The sequence below is a fragment of the Pilosibacter fragilis genome (assembly GCF_032490495.1).
GTDB lineage: Bacteria > Bacillota > Clostridia > Lachnospirales > Lachnospiraceae > Pilosibacter > Pilosibacter fragilis.
The window spans coordinates 105758-129884 of record NZ_JAVYJB010000008.1 but is presented as its reverse complement, the minus strand read 5'-3'; the positions used below and the strand labels follow the sequence as shown (position 1 = coordinate 129884).

Annotated in this window: 21 protein-coding genes; 2 read left to right on the top strand and 19 right to left on the bottom strand. The window is 50.2% G+C overall.

Annotated features, from left to right (window positions below; all coding sequences use genetic code 11):
• Positions 1–309: 309 nt before the first annotated feature.
• The 6 genes from ABCW45_RS09680 to ABCW45_RS09655 form a co-directional block, all read right to left on the bottom strand.
• Positions 310–1680 (bottom strand): MATE family efflux transporter, encoded by a 1371-nt coding sequence (locus ABCW45_RS09680; RefSeq protein ID WP_343220733.1) that lies wholly within the window; start codon positions 1678–1680, stop codon positions 310–312.
• 399 nt (positions 1681–2079) lie between these two features.
• Positions 2080–2967 (bottom strand): MetQ/NlpA family ABC transporter substrate-binding protein, encoded by an 888-nt coding sequence (locus ABCW45_RS09675; protein WP_015554873.1) that lies wholly within the window; start codon positions 2965–2967, stop codon positions 2080–2082.
• A 179-nt stretch (positions 2968–3146) separates the two neighbouring features.
• Positions 3147–3827, bottom strand: a complete 681-nt coding sequence (locus ABCW45_RS09670) for a methionine ABC transporter permease (RefSeq protein WP_015554874.1) — start codon at positions 3825–3827, stop codon at positions 3147–3149.
• Positions 3820–4854, bottom strand: a complete 1035-nt coding sequence (locus tag ABCW45_RS09665) for a methionine ABC transporter ATP-binding protein (RefSeq protein WP_117469863.1) — start codon at positions 4852–4854, stop codon at positions 3820–3822. The genes ABCW45_RS09670 and ABCW45_RS09665 overlap by 8 nt, the downstream gene beginning before the upstream one ends.
• Before the next feature lie 328 nt (positions 4855–5182).
• A complete protein-coding gene (locus tag ABCW45_RS09660) occupies positions 5183–6028 on the bottom strand; it encodes a P-loop NTPase (protein ID WP_343220732.1) in 846 nt (281 codons plus the stop codon).
• A 114-nt stretch (positions 6029–6142) separates the two neighbouring features.
• Positions 6143–6406, bottom strand: a complete 264-nt coding sequence (locus tag ABCW45_RS09655; RefSeq protein WP_015554876.1) for an HPr family phosphocarrier protein — start codon at positions 6404–6406, stop codon at positions 6143–6145.
• 298 nt (positions 6407–6704) lie between these two features.
• Between ABCW45_RS09655 and ABCW45_RS09650 the strand changes: the two genes are divergently transcribed.
• Positions 6705–7709, top strand: a complete 1005-nt coding sequence (locus ABCW45_RS09650; protein WP_117484322.1) for an MBL fold metallo-hydrolase — start codon at positions 6705–6707, stop codon at positions 7707–7709.
• On the opposite strand, the gene ABCW45_RS09645 is transcribed toward ABCW45_RS09650, so the two are convergent.
• From ABCW45_RS09645 to ABCW45_RS09595, 11 genes are all read right to left on the bottom strand, one after another.
• A complete protein-coding gene (locus ABCW45_RS09645) occupies positions 7689–8351 on the bottom strand; it encodes an epoxyqueuosine reductase QueH (protein WP_343220731.1) in 663 nt (220 codons plus the stop codon). The two genes, ABCW45_RS09650 and ABCW45_RS09645, sit on opposite strands and share 21 nt — an antisense overlap.
• Before the next feature lie 230 nt (positions 8352–8581).
• On the bottom strand, positions 8582–9706 hold the full coding sequence (gene rpoD, locus ABCW45_RS09640; protein WP_021905985.1) for an RNA polymerase sigma factor RpoD: 1125 nt from the start codon (positions 9704–9706) through the stop codon (positions 8582–8584).
• A gap of 168 nt (positions 9707–9874) precedes the next feature.
• Positions 9875–10810 carry a diacylglycerol/lipid kinase family protein gene (locus ABCW45_RS09635; protein WP_343220730.1) on the bottom strand — a complete coding sequence of 312 codons (936 nt, stop codon included), beginning with the start codon at positions 10808–10810 and terminating at the stop codon, positions 9875–9877.
• Between the two features lie 346 nt (positions 10811–11156).
• Positions 11157–12293 (bottom strand): A/G-specific adenine glycosylase, encoded by a 1137-nt coding sequence (gene mutY / locus ABCW45_RS09630; RefSeq protein ID WP_343220729.1) that lies wholly within the window; start codon positions 12291–12293, stop codon positions 11157–11159.
• The gene (locus ABCW45_RS09625; protein WP_117514940.1) at positions 12286–13266 is read right to left on the bottom strand and encodes a biotin--[acetyl-CoA-carboxylase] ligase; all 981 of its coding nucleotides are present in this window, start codon (positions 13264–13266) and stop codon (positions 12286–12288) included. The genes mutY and ABCW45_RS09625 overlap by 8 nt, the downstream gene beginning before the upstream one ends.
• Before the next feature lie 4 nt (positions 13267–13270).
• Positions 13271–13579: a DUF6637 family protein gene (locus ABCW45_RS09620; RefSeq protein WP_015554881.1), complete on the bottom strand. Its 309-nt coding sequence runs from the start codon at positions 13577–13579 to the stop codon at positions 13271–13273.
• 104 nt (positions 13580–13683) lie between these two features.
• Positions 13684–14829, bottom strand: a complete 1146-nt coding sequence (locus tag ABCW45_RS09615) for a patatin-like phospholipase family protein (RefSeq protein ID WP_343220728.1) — start codon at positions 14827–14829, stop codon at positions 13684–13686.
• Positions 14813–15748 (bottom strand): SPFH domain-containing protein, encoded by a 936-nt coding sequence (locus ABCW45_RS09610; RefSeq protein WP_015554882.1) that lies wholly within the window; start codon positions 15746–15748, stop codon positions 14813–14815. The genes ABCW45_RS09615 and ABCW45_RS09610 overlap by 17 nt, the downstream gene beginning before the upstream one ends.
• A gap of 99 nt (positions 15749–15847) precedes the next feature.
• On the bottom strand, positions 15848–16297 hold the full coding sequence (locus ABCW45_RS09605; RefSeq protein WP_015554883.1) for an NfeD family protein: 450 nt from the start codon (positions 16295–16297) through the stop codon (positions 15848–15850).
• Between the two features lie 12 nt (positions 16298–16309).
• Entirely contained in the window at positions 16310–17092 is a 783-nt protein-coding gene (locus tag ABCW45_RS09600; RefSeq protein WP_117566429.1) for a TrmH family RNA methyltransferase, read from the bottom strand.
• The gene (locus tag ABCW45_RS09595; RefSeq protein ID WP_343220727.1) at positions 17089–19020 is read right to left on the bottom strand and encodes an NAD(+) synthase; all 1932 of its coding nucleotides are present in this window, start codon (positions 19018–19020) and stop codon (positions 17089–17091) included. The genes ABCW45_RS09600 and ABCW45_RS09595 overlap by 4 nt, the downstream gene beginning before the upstream one ends.
• Positions 19021–19870: 850 nt before the next feature.
• On the opposite strand from ABCW45_RS09595, the gene ABCW45_RS09590 reads away from it, so the two are divergent.
• Positions 19871–21289: a spore germination protein gene (locus ABCW45_RS09590; protein ID WP_117552202.1), complete on the top strand. Its 1419-nt coding sequence runs from the start codon at positions 19871–19873 to the stop codon at positions 21287–21289.
• Positions 21290–21414: 125 nt separating this feature from the next.
• On the opposite strand, the gene ABCW45_RS09585 is transcribed toward ABCW45_RS09590, so the two are convergent.
• Both ABCW45_RS09585 and ABCW45_RS09580 read right to left on the bottom strand, forming a co-directional pair.
• Positions 21415–22968, bottom strand: coding sequence for an ABC-F family ATP-binding cassette domain-containing protein (locus ABCW45_RS09585; protein ID WP_117469872.1), 1554 nt, complete (start codon positions 22966–22968; stop codon positions 21415–21417).
• Positions 22969–23169: 201 nt separating this feature from the next.
• Positions 23170–24069 (bottom strand): AEC family transporter, encoded by a 900-nt coding sequence (locus ABCW45_RS09580; protein WP_343220726.1) that lies wholly within the window; start codon positions 24067–24069, stop codon positions 23170–23172.
• Positions 24070–24127 lie beyond the last annotated feature (58 nt).

The window sequence follows — 24127 nt, the reverse complement described above, 5'->3', positions numbered from 1 at the left end:
TTACTTTTTTATTTAAGCCCAGGGAAAATACGGCCACACCGACGTTTATGATCGTTCCAAGTCCAAACATTTTGTCCTTACAACCAACCGCTTTTTCAGTCCGGCTGCCTGCCTCTTTTCTCTTGTCAGTGTCATGTCACATCAAATCCGCCTGATATAACACCATATCGTATTCATATAAAACGACATACGCAGTTAAGTATAACACATATCTCCCATCAGCGCAACGAACACAAAATCAAAAATCCGCTGCCGTTTTCCATGACATTCCGTTCATGTTGAACCAGGCAGCGGATATCTTTATTCATTTTATGCTTCTTTCTCCACCTGCTCTTCCCATCTGCTTTTCTTATAGTAAAAGTAGGAGATAACCGCGCACACGATCCACCCAACCGGGTAGCCGAGACCTACGGTGTACTCGTTGAAGGCGATCTTTGTCACAAAGAACAGATAGATCTGCCTGCAGACAACGAATCTGAAGAGCATGATGCACATCGGACCCTTCGCGTCACCGGAGCCTCTTAAGGAACCAGCCAGGATCTGGTTGAAGGAGCTGCAGAAGCGGAACGGCACGGTCATCAGGATAAACAGAGTTCCGTAATGCAGAACCGACGGATCCCTGTTAAAAAGGGATACCAGGGATCTCGCGGAGAGTGCCATGACGATGGAGATGCAGATCAGCGCGCCGACACCCATGAACACCGCCTGTCGGACGCCTTTTCTGGCACGCTTTACATTCTTCGCGCCGAGGTTCTGTCCCACGAAGGTGGTCGCCGCCTGGCCCATGCTCTGGGCCGGCAGGATCGCGAAATGGTCGATCTTCGAGTGGCAGCTCCAGCCCGCCATAATGACAGAGGAACCAAGACCGTTGATATATGCCTGTACCAGGGCATTGGAAAACGCTGTGAGTCCCTGCTGGACACCGGCAGGAAGTCCGATCCGGAAGATCTCACCGAGACATGTTTTATTGATATGTAAATCTCTTAAGACAAGTTTATGGGCTCCATCTGTTCTTGTGAGTGTCATGCAGGCCAGAAACGCGGAAACTGTCTCCGCCATCACTGTGGCGATCGCTACACCGCTGATCCCCCAGTGGAATACCGCCACAAAAAGGATATCCAGAACAATATTTAAGCAGCTGCTGATGATCAGGAACAGGAGCGGACGTCTCGTATCCCCCACAGCCCTTAAGATCGCACTTCCCATATTGTAGAGGAACAGCACCGGAACTCCGACAAAGTAGATCTTTAAATACTCACCCGCCGGTCCGACCACATCATCCGGCGTGGACATCCACTTTAACATCACCGGAACGACCCCGATAGAGATCAGGGAGACAAAACATCCGACGATCACCGCGAAGAGGATCGTCGTCTCCACCGCCTCGTGAAGCTTCTCGAGGTTTTTCGCGCCGAAACTCGTGCTGATCACCACACCGGCTCCGATGGAGATTCCGTTAAAGAAGTTCACCAGCGTGTTGCAGATCGCCGTGGTAGCTCCCACAGCAGCCAGGGCCGACGTTCCGAGATAATTTCCCACAACGATGCTGTCCACGGTATTGTAGAGCTGTTGGAATACGTTTCCCATGATCAGCGGGATCGCAAACAACACCAGCTGTTTCCAGATCACTCCCTCCGTCATATCAATGTTTGTTTTTCGTCCACCTTGAGGTCTCGACATCCACATTGCCCCTTTCTGACTGTTATTTCTGTTTTATCTCATTTTTCATGTAAAATTTACCGTTAAAATGTAATATCTATGTAAATCATACGGGATTTCGGGAGAAAAAGCAAGCAGTTCCATGGCGTCGCTGTCACAGGAAAACCGTTGTCTGTTTCACAAGAAAATTTTGTGAATTCAAGTAACTATTCACCAGGTCTGCACATTTGCTGCTCTGACCGTAAGAAAACATAGACTAAAAGTCAAAAATCCCATCGTCGCAGCCGGTTCGGAATGGATTTTTGCTTGTAATTATGAAGGTACTGAATCGTTACGAATTCACGCAAAAGAAGCAGGAAACCCGCAAGTAAACGGGATATCCTGCCTCTTTGGCCATTCGTACTATTTAAATTCTAAAGATTACTCCCATGTTGGAATGTAAGCGCCCTTGTAAGTCTCCTCGATCACTTTCGCAACTTCCGGTGTGCGGAAATAATCTACAACTTTCTTGTAAAGCTCATTGTCCTTGTCCGCTGTTCTCGCAACGATGATGTTTACATACGGGTTGTCGCTTCCCTCTTCAACACTCTCAAGGAAGATCGAATCTTTCTCCGGGTTTAAACCGTTGTCAACCGCATGGCCGCCGTTGATAACTGCCGCTGCGACGTCCGGAAGAAGGCTTGCTGTGTTTGCTGCCTCAACCTCTTTAATGTCAAGGTTTAACGGATTCTCTGTGATGTCCTTCTTCGTCGGTGTGTAACCAGCCTCCGGATCAACCTTGATGAGACCTGCGGACTCTAAGAGCTTTAACGCACGGCCGCCGTTTGTAGCATCGTTCGGGATCGCGATGATATCGCCGTCCTTGATCTCGGAAACGTCTTTGATCTTGTTGGAGTAAAGTCCTAACGGAGCGATGATGGTCTCACCGATGATGGAAAGATCATATCCGTTGTTCTTGCAGTCATCCTCAAAATATGCGATGTGCTGGAAAGAGTTTAAGTCGATCTCGCCGTCGTTTAACGCACGGTTCGGAAGCGGATAATCCGCAAATTTTACAAGTTCAAGATCAATGTTCTCCTCCGCAAGTTTCTCAATGACCGGCTGCCACTGCTCATTGTTCTCGCCGACTACGCCGAGCTTGATCACTGTCTTCTCGCCGGATGCCGCTGTCGTATCTGCTGCCGCGGAACCTGCTGCTGTTGTGTCTGCTGCCGCTGCTGTTGTCTCTGCCTTCTGGCTGCTTCCGCATGCAGTTAAGGATAATGCTAAAACTGCTGCAGTACCAAGTGCTAAAATTCTTTTCTTCATAATGTGTCTCCTCCTAAACTGATTTGTCGCTGCCCGGTTCTGTCCGCATTCGCTGTACGGACCGGACAGTTCCATTCTATTGATACGGCTCAGAAAATTTCCGCGCCGCTTCAAGCTATATGATCGTTTCTTATGACCGGTATTGAAACATACCGACCGCCCAACAAGGGGATACCCTCTTAATGGGTCGTCTTTTTAATAACATAAGAACCTGTACTCTGAATGAGGCTTACCATAATCAGAATGATGATCACAGTCACATATGTGACGTCTGTCTGTCCTCTGGAATGACCGTAACGGATCGCGAAGTCTCCGAGTCCGCCGCCGCCGACAGCACCTGCCATCGCGGTAAGGCCTACCAGACTGATGAACGTGATCTGCATCGCGCGGACGATTCCCGGTACACTCTCCTTCAGATATACCCGGAAAATGATCTCCCAGGGACTGTTCCCCATGCTTTCCGCCGCCTCGATCAGTCCGTAATCCACTTCAGCGAGCGCACTCTCGATCTGTCTCGTGAAAAACGGGACAGTACCGAAGATCAAAGGTAAGATCGCGCCCTTCGTACCGATGGCGGTTCCCACTACCATACGGGTCAGCGGGATCAGAGCTGTCAGAAGGATCACAAACGGAATCGAACGGAAAATATTTACCAGCTTGTCTAAAATATTGAAAACAACCTTGTTTTTTAAAACACCCTTCGGAGCGGTCGCCGTGAGGACAATTCCGAAGAAAAGTCCGAATACCATGGAGATTGCTCCTGATACGATCACCATGTAGATCGTCTGTCCAAAGCTTTCAAGAAGTTCATCCGGCTTCGACATGACATTTGGGATGATTGCATTTAAAAAATCAGCCATTCTCAATCACCTCCACTCCTACATTCTTTGCTTTCAGATATTCAACTGCACCCTCAATATCCTCTTTCCTGCCGCTGGCGATCGCTACGGTTCCGCCGATCGGCGCGTCCTGAACGATCTCCAGATCCGCAAAGATGATATTTAAGTTGATGTTGAACTTTCTGGAAGTCTCGGAAATCAATGCCTCCGATGTATTTTTCTTAATATAGTTCAACCGAAGGATCTTCTCGCCCGGCTTTAATTCTACAAGCGGTGACTTATCCTCGATCAGTTTTTCGATCTTCTGAAGGTTTGAAGTTGTGCGGATGAAATCTCTCGTGATACCAGCCTTCGGTGCCGCAAAGATCGAGAACACATCGCCTTCCTCAACAACATTTCCGTGCTCCATAACAGCAACCCTGTCACAGATCTCCTTGACAACTGCCATCTCGTGGGTAATGATCACGATAGTGATTCCAAGCTTCTTATTTAAATGCTTTAAGAGCTGTAAGATCGCCCCCGTAGTCTGCGGGTCCAGAGCGCTGGTGGCCTCATCGCAGAGAAGAACCTTCGGGTCATTCGCAAGGGCCCTTGCGATCGCGACTCTCTGTTTCTGTCCGCCGGAAAGCTGGCTCGGATACGCATTTTCCTTCTCTGCGATATCAACGAGCTCCAAAAGCTCCTTCACTTTCGCCTTGATCTGCTGTTTTGTAAGCCCGCTTCCCTTTAACGGGTAAGCGACATTCTCTCCTACCGTTCTGGAACGCATCAGGTTAAAGTGCTGGAAGATCATTCCGATCTTCTTTCTCGCCTCTCTCAATTCCTTTGCTGGAAGATCCGTGAGGACCTTTCCGTCTACGGTGACGGTTCCGCTCGTCGGTCTCTCAAGCAGGTTGATGCATCGCACCAGTGTGGATTTTCCGGCTCCGGAGAATCCGATGATACCGAAGATCTCGCCGCTCTTGATATGGAGCGTTACATCGGAGACCGCGTGGACTTTATCCGCGCCGGTATCAAAGGTCTTTGTAATATGGTCTAACTGAATCAATTTTATCCTCCTATGTACGTACCAGTCGTACATTTTCTAATTTCTGTGTGTGCTAATAAGATATCACGTTTTCACTGATCCGTCCAATACAGATAAGAAATAAGTCGTTATAGGTTTTTTCTATATCAGAGAGTCTTTTATGAATTTTTCCGGCTCTGACATTCATCTGTCTTTCTGTGGTGGTCATTTACCAGATTGAACCCTTTGATTTTCGATTGCATAAAAAGAATGTGCCTTTGGTGTAACAGGGAATTTCCTGTTACACCAAAAATACGGGCAGCTATTGCCTTAGCTGCCCTGTGTATCATACCTTATTTTTTTGCTTTTCCTAAGCTTCCTTCACTGCCTTCACCGCATTGTCTAAGAAGTCTGCTTCTATATACTCTACCGTTCCCTCGTCGACAGCTTTCGCGATCGCCGGACGGATCGGGATCTGAGCGAGAACCGGAATTCCGTATTCCTTTGCGACATCATCAATATGGCTCTCGCCGAATACGGAAATCTTCTTTCCGCAGTCCGGACATTCGAGGTAGCTCATATTCTCAACAAGACCAAGGATCGGAACGTTCATCTTCTTTGCCATGTTAACGGCCTTCTCAACGATCATAGCGACGAGCTCCTGCGGGGAAGTTACGATGATGATTCCGCTTACCGGAAGAGACTGGAATACGGTCAGCGGCACATCGCCGGTTCCCGGAGGCATATCAACAAACATGTAGTCGATATCCTGCCAGAGTGTCTCACTCCAGAACTGTTTTACCGCACCCGCGATCACCGGACCACGCCAGATCACCGGATCTGTCTCATTCTCCAGAAGCATATTGGAGGAGATCACCTCAACACCAGTGGAGGAAGTCGCCGGGACAAGGAGCTTTCCATCCGGAGTCACTGTCACGCCATCATGAATCCCAAAGGCTCTCGGGATCGACGGACCTGTGATATCCGCATCAAGGATTCCTACTCTCGCACCCGTCGCGCGCATGCGGCAGGCCATCAGGGATGTCACTAAGGATTTTCCGACACCGCCTTTCCCGCTGACAACGCCGATCACTTTCTTTACAGAGCTCGCCGGATTTAACTTCTCAAGGAAGCTCTGCGGCTCATTTGTTCTGCTTCCGCAGTTTGCAGTACAGCTTCCGCAGTCATGTGTACAATTTTCTGCTGTTTCGCTCATGATTCTCTCACTTTCTATCACTTATTCTCCCACCAGATCCTCTACCTGTGAGTTTGACGGGAGCCATGGCAGCCTGATGCTGCCACGTTGCTTATTTTTCTTTTTACGCTGTTCTTATTCCTTTAAACCTGTCTCGATCAGGTCACATACAGCCTCCAGGGCTTCTTTCTCGTCCGGGCCATCACAATGTACTGTGATCTCATCGCCGCACCGGATCCCGGATGCCATTACGTTTAACACACTCTTCGCATTGATTTCTTTTTCTTTATAAAAAATCATCACTTTAGAATCGAACTTCATGGATGTCTGGCAGAGCAGTCCCGCCGGGCGAAGATGAAGACCTGTCGGGTTTACTACTGTAACTTTTCTTTCTACCATAACCTGTTCCTCCTATTTTGTTTGTAAACATGTAACTATTCAGTACCTTCATAGTCACGAGCAAAAATCCATTCCAGATCAGCTTCGCTGATGGGATTTTTGCTTTCTATCCTATGTGTTCTTACGGTCAGCGCAGCATATGCGCAGACCTACTGAATAGTTACGTAAACATTTTCATTTTATACCACAAACCCCATGATGTCAACGAAACGCTCCGGAATGATTTGACATTTTACAAAGCCCGGGATAAAATCAAAACGATCTACCTTAAAAACCACGTTCAAGGAGTTCCCACGAAATGAAACTACTCGCTCCCAATCTATATAAAGTCATTCTCACCAATAAAGCCATGCGGACCTCATCGAGAAACCTCTATATTATAAAAGGAAATGGCCGCAGCCTCATGATCGACACATCCTGGAAAGTTCCGGAGTGCCTGAATGAGATGGAACATGTCTTAAAAGAGCTTTCCATCGACTATCGGGATCTCGACATCTTTGTGACCCACAATCATGCAGATCACAGCGGATACATCTCCCTTTTCATAGAGCGCGGTGCCCGGGCCTTCATGAACCCCGTGGAGATCTCCGAATGTTCCGACCGCTACCATCGTCTTTATGAGGACAACACCATGCGCCGCTCCTACACCAGAGAATGCGGAGTCACAAAAGAACTGGCTCCCGATGCCTGGCAGGAAATCAACACCGGAGCTGACCAACTTGCAAGGGAAAACAATATTTCTTTTCATTTTCCCTTTACCCCCATTGCGCCGGGGGACACGCTCTCCTGCGGCGGCTATGATTTCGAGATCGTCCCCCTATACGGTCATACAGCCGGTCAGTGTGGGCTCGTGGAGAGGAAGAAAAAGCTTTTCTTCTGCGCTGATCAGGTGATCCTGGGGCTTACTCCCATCGTCATCACATCAGGAAAAGACCAACATCTCCTTGCTGAATACTTTGCATCCCTTAAAGCACTGGCTGCCGATTATGCCGGTTACCGTTTTCTCCCCGGACACTACGGAGAATTCACCGAGATCCGTGAGGAGACCTGCCGCATCATCGACGAATATGAGACACGCTGCACCCAGCTCCGGCTGGCTCTGGCAGAAAGCCGCCACCCCATGACTCTTTTAGAGCTTGATCAGGCGCTCTATGTCCAGCGCATGCAGACCTACCGCTATTCCTATCTTTTCTCCTATCTCAATACATGGCCGAAACTCTTTTCCTGTCTGGACTGGCTGGCAGAGACAGGGTCGATCACCCGGACAGAGAAGGACGGGGTCTTATTCTGGTCTCTCCGCTGAGCGCGCCTCCGACTCCCTCTTTGAGAACACGCAGCCACAGTAATTCTGACGATAGAGCGCGTGTTCTCTGGAAAGCTCCGTGGATCTTTTATATCCGTTTCTCTTCTTGAAATCTGATGACAGAACCTCCACACCATACTCGCGTCCCATCTCTTCCCCGATCCGGTTTAACCGCTCCGCGTCCTTTAGGGGGCTGATCGTAAGCGTCGTCGTAAAGAAATCGAAGTACCCGGCTTTTGCCTCTCTCGCCGCCTCGGAGAGGCGGAGTTTAAAGCACTCCGTACATCTTGCGCCGCCTTCCGGCTCCTGCTCGAGCCCTTTTGCCGCTGCATAGAAATCGTCGGGCACATAGGTTCCTGCCACAAAATGGATCGGGTGGCGGTCTGTCTCCTGTTCCCACTCTCCATTGAATTCCCGGATCAGACGTTCCTGCTCCGATGTCCGCTCCTCGTACTCTGATGGCGGATAAATATTCGGGTTATAATAAAATACCGTGATCTCAAAATATCTGGAAAGATATTCCAGAACATAACTGCTGCAGGGCGCACAGCAGCTGTGTAGAAATAAAGTGGGAACCTTTCCCTCTTTCTGCAGTTCTTCCAGTTTTTTATCTAATTCCTTCTGATAATTTCTCTTATTCATATGATCTCCCGGCAGGCTATGCTGCCCCGATGCTTCAATCCCCTGTGTCTCCTTCTGTCTCAGCCTTCTGCCCGGTTGCCGTCACCGGCACTTCACCATTACAGGATACCGGCAAAAAGACCGCAACGGAAAAAGGCAGCCGGATCTTCTCCCGCTGCCTGCATTTCTATTTTCACCGAATCCGTTCAGTCTGCCCCCAACGATCCGCTTCCAATATCCTTTTCCCGGTCTTACAGGAAATCCCGGATCCGTTTGCTGCGGACCGGATTTCTGAGCTTTCTCAATGCTTTCGCCTCGATCTGGCGGATACGCTCTCTCGTTACGTTGAACTCTTTTCCAACTTCTTCCAGAGTTCTCGGATGTCCGTCTTCAAGACCGAATCGAAGAACGATGACCTGACGTTCTCTCTCTTTGAGATCACCAAGTAATGCGTCGATGTGCTCACGTAACATTACGGATTCCACGTTTCCTTCCGGAGTCACCGCGTTGCTGTCCGCAACGAAATCGCCGAGGTTGGAATCGTCCTCCTCACCGATCGGAGTTTCTAAGGATGCAGGCTCTCGCGCGATCTGCATGATCTCCATAACCTTGTCCTCGGACATCTCAAGCGCTTCCGCGAGTTCTGTCACGGACGGCTCATAGCCGAGTTCCAGAGTCAGCTTTCTTTGCATCTTTGACATTTTGTTGATCGTCTCTACCATATGCACCGGAACACGGATCGTTCTCGCCTGATCCGCAAGGGCTCTCGTCACAGACTGACGGATCCACCAAGTCGCATATGTACTTAACTTATATCCTTTTGTATAGTCGAACTTCTCAACGCCCTTGATCAGACCAAGGTTTCCTTCCTGTACAAGATCCAGGAAACTCATTCCACGTCCAGTGTAACGCTTTGCGATACTTACGACGAGACGAAGGTTTGCCTCGATCAGACGCTCTTTTGCAGACTCATCTCCCTCTGCCTTTCTCTTCGCGAGACGAAGCTCCTCATCCGCGGAAAGAAGCGGCACGGTACCGATCTCCTTTAAGTACATGCGGACCGGATCCTCTGTTCCGATACCTTCCAGAAGATCGATGGCGTCTAAGTCAATGTCCTCTCCGTCCTTGTCCTCACGGTAGTCATCATCCAGATCATCCAGAAGCATGGAATCATCCGCAAGCATTGCGTCATCAATTACCGGCACAACGTCGATATTGCTGTGCTCTAAGTAATTATAAATTTCATCCATCTGCTCCGGTCCGAGGTTATCTCCGGCAAAAAAGTCGTTGATCTCCGTCGCGTCAAGTGCGTTCTGTTTTGACTTGCCCAGTGCGACAAGTTTCTTAAGTTTGTCTAAAAATACTTCTTTTTCCACTGAATAACGTCCTTTCAGGTTGGGGCTGCTCAAACTGCTCCACGATAGTTCATTATATACTATCCAGCGACAATTTTCAATGCTTTTCTACGCCTTTTTTGTTGAATTTTAACATTTTATTAGCACTTTTTGTAATTATTCAGCAGGTCTGCGCACTTGCCGCCCCTGTCATCCCGCCGTCTTCTCCTCCTGCTTCTCCGGCTCCGGGCTGCAGCTTAAGGTCACTGCTTCCTTCACATTCTCGATCTTTGCCTCAGTAACCGATCCGCCAAACTCACCGTCGAGGACCCACGGGATCTCTTCCTTGGCGGTGACCGTAAACTTTGAAGATTTCACGCGGATCACGTCCTTATTTTCCTGTTCCGGGAACAGAAGCAGACCACTTATAATATTCGGAAGATCCGCCGGAGTCTTCGGTGTCCGGATAAACACGCCCTCAAACAGGCCGTCATGGAAGGAAACATCCTTCGGCGCAAGTCCTCTGAAGCCTCCGACACTTGTGGTGTTCGTCACCATTCCGAAAACGAACTCTCCATCCGTCTCACCGTCATCCCATGTCAAATGCATCCTGTAGGATTTGAGATTTCCCAGTGCCTTGATGGACTCCAGGATATATGCCTGATGCCCAAGAACGTTCTTGATGTCCTGGGGCGTGCTGTACGACACTTCCGTGAAAGCGCCAAATGCGGCGATATAAACAAAATACCGCTCATCCCCAAATTTTCCGATGTCGACGCCGTAGGACTTTCCGCTCACCACATCCTGCGCCGCCTTCGTGAGATTCGCCGGAATCTTTAAGCTTCTCGCGAAATCATTCGTGGAACCTGCCGGGAGATATCCGATCTCCGGACGTTTTTCCAGCCTCATGATGCCGGAGATCACGCTGTTCAGCGTTCCATCCCCGCCGCTGCAGACGAAAAGTTCCACATCCTTACCGTATTCCTCGGCAATCTTCGCCGCATCCCCCGGTTCCTGGGTCACATAGACAGAGGGCAGATAGCCTGCTCCACAGAAAATCCCGAGAATATCGGACAACTGGTTCTTGATGGCTTCCTTCCCGGAACGGGGATTAAAAACAAATAACATTTTTTTCATTTTCATCATGAACACGCTCCATAAAAGACGCCCTTATGCGCCATAATACTAACAAATGTCAATACTTTCTATTTCTAATATGGGACACTGACAGATGCATCGGTACTACTGTACGGAATTTTCAGTTCAGAAAATTCCTACCCGTGTACAATAATGATGCATCTTCTGCATTCTGTCCGCCCTGACAAACAATATCTGTGGGGTCAAGAGAATTTACAGCCATTATATCATAGACTCACGACCCCCGCGCTGACGCGCTCTATTGCCTGCTGACGCAGGCGGTTCGTTCGTTAATGGTCCAAGAAAAACAAATGCCACCTGCGGTGCCGCTTGTTTTTCTTTTGGACTCATTATATCATGACTGGCTTTCCAGCAGCTTTCTATACACCGCAAACGCGTTCGGGATCGGGTACTTCTCCTTTAATTCCCCTCTGTCCGCAAACAGCATTCCCGGGATCTCTTCCCCTGCCCTCACCAGGTACCCGCTCATATGCCACTCCACATGGCTGAAAATGTGCTTTGCCTCCGGCAGTTTTTCCTCCACCGATGCCCCGCCACCGAGGCGTTCCAGTACCTCTTTCTCTGAAAGTTTTCCTTCCAGATTCGGAAATTCATACAGGGATGCCAGCAGTCCGGTGTCATCCCGCTTTCTAATGGCTATTTTATCCCCGTATTTCACTAATAATACGGTCTTTTCCTCAATTTTCCTTTTCTTTTTCGGTGCCTTCACCGGGATCGCAGAGATCAGGTTTCTTTTTCTCGCCTCGCATACCGTATAGAATGGACATGGAAGATCGCAGAGAGGGGCACCATTGGGGACGCAGACGATGGCTCCGATCTCGATGAGCGCCTGGTTGAAATCTCCTGGCTCATCCTTTTTGAGTGTCTTTAAGACCTCTTCGACCGCAGCTTCTGTCTTCTTCTTTACCGCTTGTTTTAAGATATCTTCGTAGCTTCCGGCAACTCTCGAAAGGACCCGCATGACATTTCCGTCCACCGCTGGGACAGGGAGTCCGAAAGCGATGGATCCAATGGCACCCGCCGTGTAGCTTCCGATTCCCGGAAGCGCAAGAAGCGCTCTGCGATCTGCCGGAAGTTCTCCGCCGTACTGGGAAACGATGATCTTGGCCGCTTTCTTCAGATTTCTGGCCCTGCTGTAATATCCGAGACCTTCCCAATACTTGAAAAGCTCTTCTTCCTCACACTCAGCCAATGCCTGCACCGTCGGAAAACACTCCATAAACCGGGCAAAGTAGGGCTTTACTGCCTCCACTCTCGTCTGCTGCAGCATGATCTCCGAGATCCAGATCCGGTAGGCATCCTGGTTCTCCCGCCAGGGGAGATCTCTTTTATTCCCCCGATACCAGGAAAGGAGTGGTCCTCTTGCGGCTTCCAGACGCTCCGTCAGGGTGAGGTCTTTCTCATCCGGAAAGATTTTCTGGAGACCGGAATAAAGATCCGCCCCCGAAACATTCATTTCTTCCTTATACATATCCATAGACTCCGCGGACGGAAACTTCCCCGGAGATAATCTCCTTTAATGTGCCATCGGAGAGACGGACTAAAAGTGCGCCTTCCTTGTTGATTCCCTCAGAGACACCGCGGTACTCGCCCGCCGGATCCAGAACGCACACCTCGTTGCCGAGATTTACAAGGTTTGCATTGTACTCTTCAATAAGTCCCGACATGTCCTGTGTCTCGATGAAGGTGTCATAATATCCCTCAAATGCCTCCATGATCGCCGCGATGATCTCACTTCTCTTCTGGATCTTTCCACTCTCGATCCGCAGGGAAGTCGCTGTTGCCTTGATATCATCTGGAAATTCCATCTGGTTTACGTTGATGCCGGTTCCCGGGATCACGTACTGGATTTCCATGAGCTCCGTGCTCATCTCCGTTAAGATTCCGCAGATTTTCTTCTTATTTAAAACAAGGTCGTTCGGCCATTTGATCTCAGATTTCAATCCTGTCGCCTTCTCGATTCCCCTTCTCGTGGACAGCGCCATGACGAGCGTCAGCATGGAGGCCGCCATGGGATCGATCTGTGGTCTTAAGAGCATGCTCATCCAGATCCCAACGCCCGCCGGAGATGTCCAGACACGACCTCTTCTGCCCTTTCCGCCGAGCTGGCGTTCCGCGACAGCCAGGGTTCCGTGGGGCGCGCCCTGTTCCGCGAGACGGCGGATCTCATTGTTCGTGGAGTCGGTCTCCTCGAAGAACGCCACCTGCGTTCCTGCCCATTTCGTGTGGATCGTGCTTTCCAGCTCTTCCTTTGAGAGCACATCCGCCGATCCCTTTAAAATATATCCTTTATTCCGGACGGCCTCGATCTCGTAGCCCTCCTCCTTTAACTGGTTGATGACCTTCCAGACCGCCGTTCTCGAGACACCGAACTTCTCGCAAAGCTCCTGACCGGAAATATAGCCAGCTGTCTCCTTCAATAATTTCAGGATCTCTCCCTTCATCTCATTACCTCCACCAGATACTCATTGCGCTTAAAAATGTAAAGATCAGCAGGGTCGTTCCGAACACCATCTGGAACACCGCCGCCGTTCTTCTCCGCCTCTCCCGTTTTGCCCGGGACAGCCAGTATTTTCCTGTGACCAGATTTAAAACTGCCGCCAGGAAAAATATCGCCGGAAAGAGGAACATATACCTCTCCGTGTCAAGGAACGAGATAACTGCCATCACCACCACAGCGATGCCGATGATGATGTGCATGGCATCAAGAGCCATGGACTCGCTCCTGACTTTTCTTCTCTTATTGTTTTCCGCCATATTTCAGCGTTCTCCTCATATTTTCTGCCGGATCTGCCGTTTTCCCAGGATCATCCGTGCTGCCTGGTACTTTTGAAAGACTTCCGATGTGCTGCCACGATTCCCTATCCTATCGTCAGCCTGTCTGAAAAAAGTTCATGGATCTTTCCCACGATATCGTCCGGCGTGTAGACCTCGTAGACTTCCATCTGCATCTTTTTCGCGAACACTTCCAGGACTGCCCCGTAGAGATCCCTGTAATCCCATTCCGGCTGCAGCCGAAGCTTCCTGGCAAGAAACGGAAATATCTTCTCCGTGTATACACGATAGCCTGTGAGCTTTGCAAACTCATGTTCCTTTACATAAGGTCTCAGCCACTCCTTAAACATGTCAAGTTCCGACATGATCCTGCCAAAATAATACGCCTCGGAGTATGGCATGTCAAGATAATATTTCCTTCCGCAGAGTCCGTAGAGGAATCTCAGCCCGTCAAAATAGCCGAGCTTCATGTTTTTCCTCGTTCTCGCACTGTCAAATTCCAGGATCCCGCCGAGATTTCTTCTTGGCGCGATCTCGTGGACCGTCACGTCCTCCGGGATATCCATGAACCTTCGCCGGTCCACGCCGATCCCATAGAGGCGGATCACGATGATATCCTTATATCCCCGGTCCGTCAGGAGATCCACCGGCACATTGTTGACGCTGCCGCCGTCAAGATACGTCTTTCCACCCAGCTTTTCCTGCTTAAATCCTGGGAAATAGGCGCTGGCCATCATTATATCCTTTATGGTCCCCGGCGGTGCTGCCTTTACATCGAAGTCCTCCTCTTTCCGGTCCGTGACTGAAAAGGACGCGGCGCAGAAATCCCGTGGTGAGCGCCTGATCCGCTCCTCATCCACCGTCTCTTCCAGAAGTTTTTTGAGCGGGGCGATATCGAGCCCCCTGTCTGAAAACAGCCGTCTGAATTCTGCCGCCGCGTCGGTCACTTTCATGGATCGCACGCCAAATTTCTTTAATTTTCCGATCATGGAATCGTCCACATTGAACACGGTGGAGTAGGTCATGTTTCCCCAGATCTCCTCCGCCTTCCCGAGATCATCCATGCAGATCAGGGCGCCGTTTAACGCCCCAACGGACGTTCCCGCGACACCCTTTATCTTCATGCCGGCTTCCCGGAGCGCTTTCCAGACACCGATCTGGTATGCGCCCCTGGCACCGCCGCCCTCTAAAACGATTCCATATTCCTTTTCAAGATCAATTCTCAGTTTCACTCTTTTTTGCGATCTCCGTTACACTTGTCACAAGACCTGCGAGGGATTGGATCTCAGACGGGATGATGATCTTTGTTGCCTTGCCGTCTGCCGCCTTCGCGAACGCCTCAAGACTCTTTAACTGCAAAACTGTCTGGTCTGCTCCGGCTTCCTTGATCATGCGGATACCATCGGCGTTCGCCTGCTGGATCTTGATGATCGCCTCCGCCTGGCCTTCTGCCTCGCGGATCCGTTTCTCCTTCTCCGCCTCCGCGTGAAGGATCGCTGCCTGCTTATCTGCCTCCGCGTCGAGGATCGCGGACTGTTTCTTACCCTCTGCCACGAGGATCGTGGACTTCTTCTCACCTTCCGCACGAAGGATCGCCTCACGGCGCTCACGCTCTGCCTTCATCTGTTTCTCCATGGCATCCTGGATCGCTGCCGGCGGAATGATATTCTTTAACTCCACACGGTTTACCTTGATGCCCCACGGGTCCGTGGCAACATCCAGGGCGGAACGCATCTTTGTGTTGATGGTCTCACGGGAAGTTAAGGTCTGGTCGAGCTCCAGGTCACCGATGATGTTTCGAAGCGTGGTGGCTGTCAGATTCTCGATGGCCATGATCGGGTTCTCAACACCGTATGCGTAGAGCTTCGGGTCTGTGATCTGGAAGAACACGACCGTATCGATCTTCATGGTGACGTTATCCTTTGTGATCACCGGCTGCGGAGCGAAGTCAACGACCTGCTCTTTTAAGAGGACCCGCTTTGCAACGCGGTCAATAAACGGAACTTTGAAGTGGATTCCCACATTCCATGTCTCAAGGTACGCGCCGAGTCTCTCCACTACCATCGCCTGTGCCTGGGGCACGATGCGGATGCAGGAAACGAGGATCAGCAGAATGATAAAGATCAGTACTAATACTAAAATTGTTGGCATATTTATGTCCTCCTTTATGTTTTTATGGGGGATTATCTTTATCCCCCATTTTTTTCTTCAGCCCATTCATATTACTATGAGCAAGCCGGAAACTTTTTATCAGTTCCTATTCTCTGTTTCTGGAATCATCTCCACAATGAGCTTCACGCCCCGGACTTCCTTTATGACCACATGGGTCCCCACCGGGATCGTCACCGCTTCATCCGCGGATCTCGCCGTCCACTCCTGGCCGTCGATGACAGCGGCTCCGGACGGCTCATTGTTGTCGATTTTTTTGATCACTTTTGCCTTTCTTCCGATCAGCCCGTCCACATTCGTCTTCACGGTCTCCCGGTTGACGAACCGGATAGCGAGCGGTCTTGTAAAGAGAAGAAGGACAAACGATACGATCAGGAACACCACAAGCTGCGACTGCACGGAAAATTCCAGTACCGCAGCAAAAAACGCGAACACAGCCCCGCCCGCAAACCAGATCGTCGTAAGCGCCATGGTCGCCGCCTCGATTCCGATCAGAATTACAAAGGCCACCAGCCATCCGATCATATCCATAAAATCACTCCTTTATGCGCGCCGCTGTCTTGCCGTCTCAAACATCAGGATCGATGCTGCGATGGCGGCATTTAAGGACTCCACCTTTCCCTCCATGGGGATCTTCACCCAGGTGTCTGCCATGTTGGAAAGCTTTTCTGTCAACCCGTTTCCCTCATTTCCGATCAGGAACGCCGTATTACCAGTATAATCTTCCTGCTCGTAATTATTCTTTCCTGCGAGATGGGCCGCAAATACCCGGATCCCCCGCGCTTTCAGATCCAGAACGGTCTGCTCCAGATCGTCCGTGTAGAAGAACGGGACACGGAACACGGATCCCATGGTGGAACGGATCACCTTCGGGTTGTAGATATCCACAGTATCACGGCTCATAATGAGTCCCGTGATCCCCGCGCCCTCTCCGGCTCTCAGGATCGTTCCCAGGTTTCCTGGATCCTGAAGATTTTCCAGCACCATCAGATGAGCTGGACGGTCACTCTTTAAGAGCTCGTCCATTCCGTAGGAAAACTGTCTGACAAGTGCCAGCACACCCTGGGGCGTCTGCGTGTCGGACATCACCGCAAACACAGAGTCGCTGACAAGTTCGTATCCCGGGTACTCCGCAAGAATTGCGGCATTCTCCGGATTTTTCGCGAAAGTTTCAGAAACATAGATACTTTTAACCTGATCCTTCGGGAGCTCAGCGGCCATCCGCACTCCCTCGACGACGAAAAGTCCCTGCTCATTTCTCGCTCTCGCTTTTTTCTTTAATTCAATGACTGCTTTTACCTGGTCATTTTTTGTGCTTGTGATCATCTCCCTTCCTCCGGGTCAAGTTTCTCCACTTCATCCATCCAGATCCGTCTCGCTGCGTCGCTCGGCATTCTGAGATCACCTCTCGGAGAAACCGCAACAGATCCGACCTTCGGGCCGTCCGGCAGGCAGGAACGCTTGAACTGCTGTGCGAAGAACCGGCGGTAGAAGGTATTTAACCACTTGTAGATCACCTTGTCCTCGTAAACTCCCGCGAAAGCGATCTTCGCCAGGCGGTAGATCTTCGCCGGATGATAACCGTAACGGAGAATATAATAGAGGAAGAAATCGTGAAGCTCGTAAGGTCCGACCAGGTCCTCCGTCTTCTGGGAGATCTTTCCGTCCTCCGGCGGCAGAAGCTCCGGGCTCACCGGGGTATCGAGAACATCGTTGAGTACATCTGCCAGGGCCTTGTCGCCGCAGGTATCCGCGTAGTAGCGGACAAGATGACGAACAAGCGTCTTCGGAACAGACGTGTTCACGCCGTACATGGACATGTGGTCGCCGTTGTAGGTCGCCCAGCCAAGAGCCAGCTCAGACATATCTCCTGTTCCGATGACCATGCCGTTCGTCTTGTTCGCAAGGTCCATGAGGATCAGGGTGCGGTATCTTGCCTGGGAGTTCTCGTAAGTCACATCATGGATCGCCGGATCATGTCCGATATCCTCGAAGTGGGTGGAAACTGCTTTTCTGATATTTACCTCTCTTAATGTCGCACCCAGCTTCTTTGTGAGCGTGACTGCGTTGTTGTAGGTTCTGTCCGTAGTTCCGAAGCACGGCATCGTGACGGAGAGAATATTTTCTCTCGGAATGCCCAGCATATCGAAGGCTCTCGCTGTGACAAGAAGTGCCAGGGTGGAGTCGAGTCCGCCGGAGATTCCTACAACTGCGCTCTTGGCACCGGTGTGGGCGAGACGTTTCTTTAAGCCCATGGCCTGGATCGTTAAGATCTCCTCACAGCGGGCGGTTCTCTCTTTCTCGTTTGACGGAACGAAAGGTGCCGGATCGACATAGCGTTTTAATGTGAGCTCCGTTTTATTTAAGGTGAAGTCCATGTAATCATAGTCCTCAGTCTCCGCACCCGGCTGACATGTGGTCATTCTTCTCCTCTCGTTTTTAAGTCTGTAAAGATCGATGTCCGCCGTGATCATGCCGTTTTTGAAACGCTCGGATTCCGCAAGGATATTTCCGTTCTCGGCAATGATATCATGTCCGCCGAAGACGAGGTCCTGGGTGGACTCGCCCTCTCCGGCATTGGCATAGATGTACGCACATACGAGGCGGGCAGACTGTCCGGCGATCAGTGTCTCACGGTATCCCGCTTTTCCTGTGGTCTCATCGCTGGCGGAGCAGTTTGCGATCACGGTAGCTCCGGCTTTCGCGTGGGAGACGCTCGGTGGATCCATCGTCCATACGTCCTCGCAGAGTTCTGCGGCGACTATGAGTTCCGGGATATTCGTGCAGCGGAACAGGATCTTGCTTCCAAACGGGATCAGGCTCTCTCCCCACTCTACCACATCCGGTTTTACCGGACCCGGGTTGAAATGGCGTAGCTCATAGAATTCAGAATAGTTCGGAAGATGTCTCTTCGGAACAAGGCCTAAAAGCTCGCCATCCTTGATGGCAGCCGCTACGTTGTAGAGTTTTCCGTCCTTCATCCACGGAAGTCCGATGAAGGTCAGCATATCCATATCCTTTGATGCGTCTAAGAGCCATAAGAGTTCTTCCTTCGCCTGATCGATCAGGGTGTCCTGCAGAAACAGGTCACTGCAGGTGTATCCGGTGAGACCGAGCTCCGGGAACACCAGGATCTTTACATCCCGGGATGCTGCCTCCTGCATCATCTTCCAGGTCTGTTCCCGGTTAAACACAGGATCTGCAACCTTTAAATCTGGGGTGGCCGCCGCCACCCGGATAAATCCGTCTTTCATTTTGCTCTCCTTATTACATTCCGACTTTGATAGCCGCGCTGCAGCGCAGAATTTCAGTCAGTTTTGGAATATATGCCGTTATACAACAATTCAGTCATAAACGGGCTTTCTATTGTTTTGAAAATTTCCGTATGGCTGAATGATTACTTTTTATTATACACTTTTTTTCTGAAAAGGGCTATGGATTTTCATCTGTTTAAGAAATATTTCATGAATAGTCCGACCATGCGTCAGTCTGGCAAATATGTGTGCGCTGCACTCTTGCCTGCATAAGCACTCACATTCGCTGAACTGCATACGGGCAGCGCTTAAACGGCGAAAGGCTGTGCTCCCCCACTGAGCACAGCCTTTCATTCACGTACAATTTCCTTGCATTATACAGTTCCTCGAAATTGATACCCCTTCAATTTCAATGCTTATGCAGTATAACAAAATATTACCGGAAATGCTATGGTAAATATAGTTAAATTTGCACAATTTTATTGTATATATTTACTATCTTTCGCACAAATGTCCGCTGGGGAAAAGCAGATTCGTTGTTTTTACAAAAAAACAATCTATTCTATGGTGGTTCTGCCCAGTGGAATTGGGACTTTGTATACAGTACGCATTTTCGGCGGTTTGCAGGCCGCAGGTATGTCCCGTATAATTTCATGTTTTTTTGAAATAATATCTGCAAAATATCGTCTGAAGGAATCACTCCCCCTTCACGTGACTCATGACTGCCCCTTTCGATTATTGATCACCGGGTCTGCTTTTTAAAAGAAATGTACCTTGGCACATTCTCGCACCGAGCGCGGTCGCTTGCAACACTCTACATCATCATAACTCTTGAAAGGACATGATATCCATGAACATTTCATCCAATTTCGATCAGAACATCTCCCGCTTTCACGAGATCCTGGATGTCCAAAAAAACTTCGATATCGTCTACCACACTCTCACTATTGCGGACAAAAAAGCCTGCCTGTACTTCATTGACGGCTTCACAAAGGACGAGATCCTTCTGCGCCTGATGCAGGATTTCGCCTCCGTAAAACCGGACTCGTTCCCATCATCTGCCCATGATTTCGCAAAGCAGTACGTCCATTACGGCGAGACCACCGTGGAGACCGATGATAAAAATATCTTTACACAGCTCCTCTCCGGCCTCTCCTGTCTCCTGATCGACGGGTATGACCGGGTGATCCTCATCGACTGCCGTACTTACCCGGCCCGCGGGGTCTCGGAGCCCGAAAAAGACAAGGTGCTCCGAGGCTCCCGGGATGGCTTCGTGGAAACCATGATCTTCAATACCGCCCTGATCCGCCGCCGGATCCGGGACGTGAATCTCACGGTGGAGATCATGCAGACCGGAGAAAGCTCCCACACAGACATTGCGATCTGCTACATGAAACGTCGTGTGGACGAGGACCTGCTAAATAAGATCAAGGACCGCATCGAAAATCTGCATGTAGATGCTCTGACTATGAATCAGGAAAGTCTGGCAGAATGTATCTTTCCCCACAAATGGTTCAACCCGTTCCCAAAATTCCGTTTTTCTGAACGTCCGGACACGGCTGCGGCGTCTATTCTGGAGGGAAACATCGTCATCCTTGTTGACAATTCCCCCGCCTGCATGATCCTGCCGTCCTCAGTCTTCGATATTATCGAGGAGGCAGATGACTACTACTTCCCGCCGGTGACCGGAACCTACCTGCGTCTCTCCAGGATGACAGTCTCCTTCCTCACCCTGTTTCTGACCCCGGTGTGGCTTCTCTTTATGCAGAACCAGAACTGGATCCCAGGCTGGCTGGAGTTTATCAAGCTGGCGGATGACATGTACGTTCCCCTGATCTTCCAGCTTCTGATCCTGGAATTTGCCATCGACGGCCTGCGCCTCGCCGCTGTCAATACGCCCAGCATGCTGACCACACCGTTAAGTGTTATCGCCGGTATTGTTCTCGGCGAATATTCTGTAAAATCCGGCTGGTTCAATTCCGAAACCATGCTCTACATGGCCTTTGTCACCATAGCCAATTACTCTCAGGCAAGCTTCGAGATGGGTTACGCGCTAAAATTCATGCGTGTGATCCTGCTGATCCTGACCTCCCTCTTAAACGTCTGGGGCTTCATCCTCGGCACCGCCATCGCCGTCTGCTCCATCGTATTCAACCGCACCATCGCCGGAAAGAGCTATATCTATCCGCTGATCCCGTTTTCGTGGCCGGAGATCAAAAAGCGGTTTCTGCGGGGACGGCTGCCGCATACAGAGAAAAGCCAGCGATGAATCGTCTTAAAAAAGAATGTGCCTTTTGTGCAATGGGGAATTCCTCGGAATTTCTTATTGCACAAAAAATCCGTGTCCTGCAGATTTCGTTATGCAGGGCACGGATTTCTTCAATTGTAAACATATCAAATCTTTAACGACCACTTACTGAGATCCCAAACCTTTGACACCAGTCCGTCATAGAACTCCGGCTCGTGGCAGATGAGGAGGACTGCTCCTTTGTACTCCGAAAGTGCTCTCTTAAGCTCGTCCTTCGCATCCACATCCAGATGGTTCGTCGGCTCGTCGAGAAGCAGAACGTTGGTCTCCCGGTTCATAAGCTTGCAGAGGCGGACCTTCGCCTGCTCACCACCGGAGAGGACGCGGACCTGGCTCTCGATATTCTTTGTAGTCAGGCCGCACTTTGCAAGGGCAGATCGGACTTCGTACTGGGTGTAGGACGGAAACTCCTTCCAGATCTCCTCGATACAGGTCGTCGTATTTCCCGGTGCCATCTCCTGCTCGAAGTAACCCGGGAACTGATAGTCACCGACCTCAACGGTTCCGGAGATCGCCGGGATCAACCCCTGAATGCTCTTTAAAAAGGTAGTTTTTCCGATACCATTCGCACCAATGACCGCGATCTTCTCGCCGCGCTCCATGAGGAAATTAAGCGGTTTTGAAAGTGGTTCATCATAACCGATCACAAGATCCTTCGTCTCAAAGATCAGTTTTCCGGTTGCCCTTGCATTCAGGAAATGGAACTCCGGCTTCGGTTTTTCCTTTGCAAGCTCGATGACCTCCATTTTGTCCAGCTTCTTCTGTCTCGACATCGCCATGTTTCTCGTCGCAACACGGGCCTTGTTTCTCGCAACGAAATCCTGAAGCTTCGCGATCTCCGCCTGCTGGCGGTTGTAAGCTGCCTCCAACTGGCTCTTTTTCATCTCGTAGACTTCCATGAACCGGTCATAGTCACCCACATAGCGGTCAAGCTTCTGGTTCTCCATATGGTAGATCAGGTTTACCACGCTGTTTAAAAACGGGATATCGTGGGAGATCAGGATAAAAGCGTTCTCGTAATCCTGAAGATACCGCTTCAGCCACTCGATATGCTGTACATCCAGATAGTTTGTCGGCTCGTCGAGGAGCAGGATATCCGGCTTCTCAAGAAGAAGTTTTCCGAGGAGGACCTTCGTTCTCTGTCCGCCGGAGAGCTCGTCAACATCCTTGTCAAGTCCGATCTCATCGAGACCGAAGGCGCGTCCGATCTCCTCCACTTTGGAGTCGATAATATAGAAATCATGTGCCATCAGAAGATCCTGGATCGTTCCCAGCTCCTCCATCATGGCGTTCATCTCATCCTCGGACGCATCTCCCATCTTCGCGCAGATGTCGTTCATCTTCTCCTCCATCTCAAAGAGGAAGGAAAAGGCACTCTTAAGCACGTCGCGGATCGTCATACCCTTCTCAAGCACGGTATGCTGGTCCAAGTAGCCCACACGGACATTTTTTGACCACTCAACCTTTCCCTCATCCGGCATCATCTTTCCGGTGATGATATTCATAAATGTGGACTTTCCCTCACCGTTTGCTCCGATGAGACCGATATGTTCCCCCTTTAACAGGCGGAAAGAAACGTCCGTAAAGATAGCCCGGTCTCCGAAACCATGGCTCAGGTGTTCTACATTTAAAATACTCATAAAACTTCTTTTATTCCGGCTTTTCCTTAAAATTCAGCCGTTTTCCCTTTCTCCTGGAACCCCAGGTAAACCTATATAAATGATGTTGAGGGCAAAAAGTCTTTTGACCTCCCTGATACCGGATTGCTCCGCACTACGTGCTCCCGCATCTACGCTCCGCTTCGGTCAGTGTTGGACATGTGCCACCGGCACATAGCACCCTCATATAAATAATGTCATGATCGGAATTGTGATCAGAGAGAACAGTGTATTGGTAAGCAGACATTTCGACGCATACACCGGATCCGATCCATATTTCTCCGCCAGAAGCGCCGTCGTGCTTCCCGCAGGCATCGCTGTAAGAATCACCGCGCACCCTGTCATGATCGGATCTGCATTTAACAGGCGCATGATAAAGAGCGCCAGAAATGGCAGTGCCACAAGGCGCATAAACGCCAGGTACACAGTACTCCAGTCCTTAAAGGACGCCAGTGTCAGTTCCGTCATCATCGTCCCGATCAGGACCATGGACAGCGGAGTTGTACAGTTTCCAAGTCCTGTGATAGACTTTGCCAGAAATTCCGACAGAGTAAAGTCTGTGAAGCTTCTGAAAAGTCCGATAAAGATCACGATCACGCACGGATTCAGCATGACCTTCTTAAACGCCGCCTTTTTATCCGCCTCCGCCGTGAAAATCGATACTCCCGCCGTCCACATAAAGATACGGTTCGGGATAATAAAGATCGACGCCAGGAACATTCCCGTCTCGCCGAGCACCGCCTTCACGATCGGCAGCCCCAAAAACGCCGCGTTATTGACGAGTGTGGCATACTGTAAGACGGATTTTTTCTCCTTCGGATACATGTTGTAGACAACTTTTCCACCGAGCCATGCCGCGAAGCAGATAAAAAACGCCACTCCGAGACACAGGGCCGCCTGTTTTAACATGTCCAATGTGATATGCATGCTGAAGGAGTTAAAGATCATACAGGGCAGCGTGATCCTGAGAACAAAATCCGTGAGCTTTCCCTGCATCTTTTTTTCAATAATTCCACGCTTTCTGCAGTAAAATCCCACCGCCATGTACACGAGCAGGATCGCCTGGGTCGAAAGCATCTTCATAAAATTTTCCATCTGGTCCCTTATTTCTAAATACACACAGTCCGAAAAAAGGCTGTGC

Excerpts from the sequence above, each read along its gene's own strand:
- ABCW45_RS09680 (WP_343220733.1), bottom strand. The coding sequence starts at position 1,680 with ATGTCGAGACCTCAAGGTGGACGAAAAACAAACATTGATATGACGGAG.
- ABCW45_RS09675 (WP_015554873.1), bottom strand. The coding sequence starts at position 2,967 with ATGAAGAAAAGAATTTTAGCACTTGGTACTGCAGCAGTTTTAGCATTA.
- ABCW45_RS09670 (WP_015554874.1), bottom strand. The coding sequence starts at position 3,827 with ATGGCTGATTTTTTAAATGCAATCATCCCAAATGTCATGTCGAAGCCG.
- ABCW45_RS09660 (WP_343220732.1), bottom strand. The coding sequence starts at position 6,028 with ATGAGCGAAACAGCAGAAAATTGTACACATGACTGCGGAAGCTGTACT.
- ABCW45_RS09655 (WP_015554876.1), bottom strand. The coding sequence starts at position 6,406 with ATGGTAGAAAGAAAAGTTACAGTAGTAAACCCGACAGGTCTTCATCTT.
- ABCW45_RS09650 (WP_117484322.1), top strand. The coding sequence starts at position 6,705 with ATGAAACTACTCGCTCCCAATCTATATAAAGTCATTCTCACCAATAAA.
- ABCW45_RS09645 (WP_343220731.1), bottom strand. The coding sequence starts at position 8,351 with ATGAATAAGAGAAATTATCAGAAGGAATTAGATAAAAAACTGGAAGAA.
- ABCW45_RS09635 (WP_343220730.1), bottom strand. The coding sequence starts at position 10,810 with ATGATGAAAATGAAAAAAATGTTATTTGTTTTTAATCCCCGTTCCGGG.
- mutY (WP_343220729.1), bottom strand. The coding sequence starts at position 12,293 with ATGTATAAGGAAGAAATGAATGTTTCGGGGGCGGATCTTTATTCCGGT.
- ABCW45_RS09625 (WP_117514940.1), bottom strand. The coding sequence starts at position 13,266 with ATGAAGGGAGAGATCCTGAAATTATTGAAGGAGACAGCTGGCTATATT.
- ABCW45_RS09620 (WP_015554881.1), bottom strand. The coding sequence starts at position 13,579 with ATGGCGGAAAACAATAAGAGAAGAAAAGTCAGGAGCGAGTCCATGGCT.
- ABCW45_RS09610 (WP_015554882.1), bottom strand. The coding sequence starts at position 15,748 with ATGCCAACAATTTTAGTATTAGTACTGATCTTTATCATTCTGCTGATC.
- ABCW45_RS09605 (WP_015554883.1), bottom strand. The coding sequence starts at position 16,297 with ATGGATATGATCGGATGGCTGGTGGCCTTTGTAATTCTGATCGGAATC.
- ABCW45_RS09600 (WP_117566429.1), bottom strand. The coding sequence starts at position 17,092 with ATGATCACAAGCACAAAAAATGACCAGGTAAAAGCAGTCATTGAATTA.
- ABCW45_RS09595 (WP_343220727.1), bottom strand. The coding sequence starts at position 19,020 with ATGAAAGACGGATTTATCCGGGTGGCGGCGGCCACCCCAGATTTAAAG.
- ABCW45_RS09590 (WP_117552202.1), top strand. The coding sequence starts at position 19,871 with ATGAACATTTCATCCAATTTCGATCAGAACATCTCCCGCTTTCACGAG.
- ABCW45_RS09585 (WP_117469872.1), bottom strand. The coding sequence starts at position 22,968 with ATGAGTATTTTAAATGTAGAACACCTGAGCCATGGTTTCGGAGACCGG.
- ABCW45_RS09580 (WP_343220726.1), bottom strand. The coding sequence starts at position 24,069 with ATGAAGATGCTTTCGACCCAGGCGATCCTGCTCGTGTACATGGCGGTG.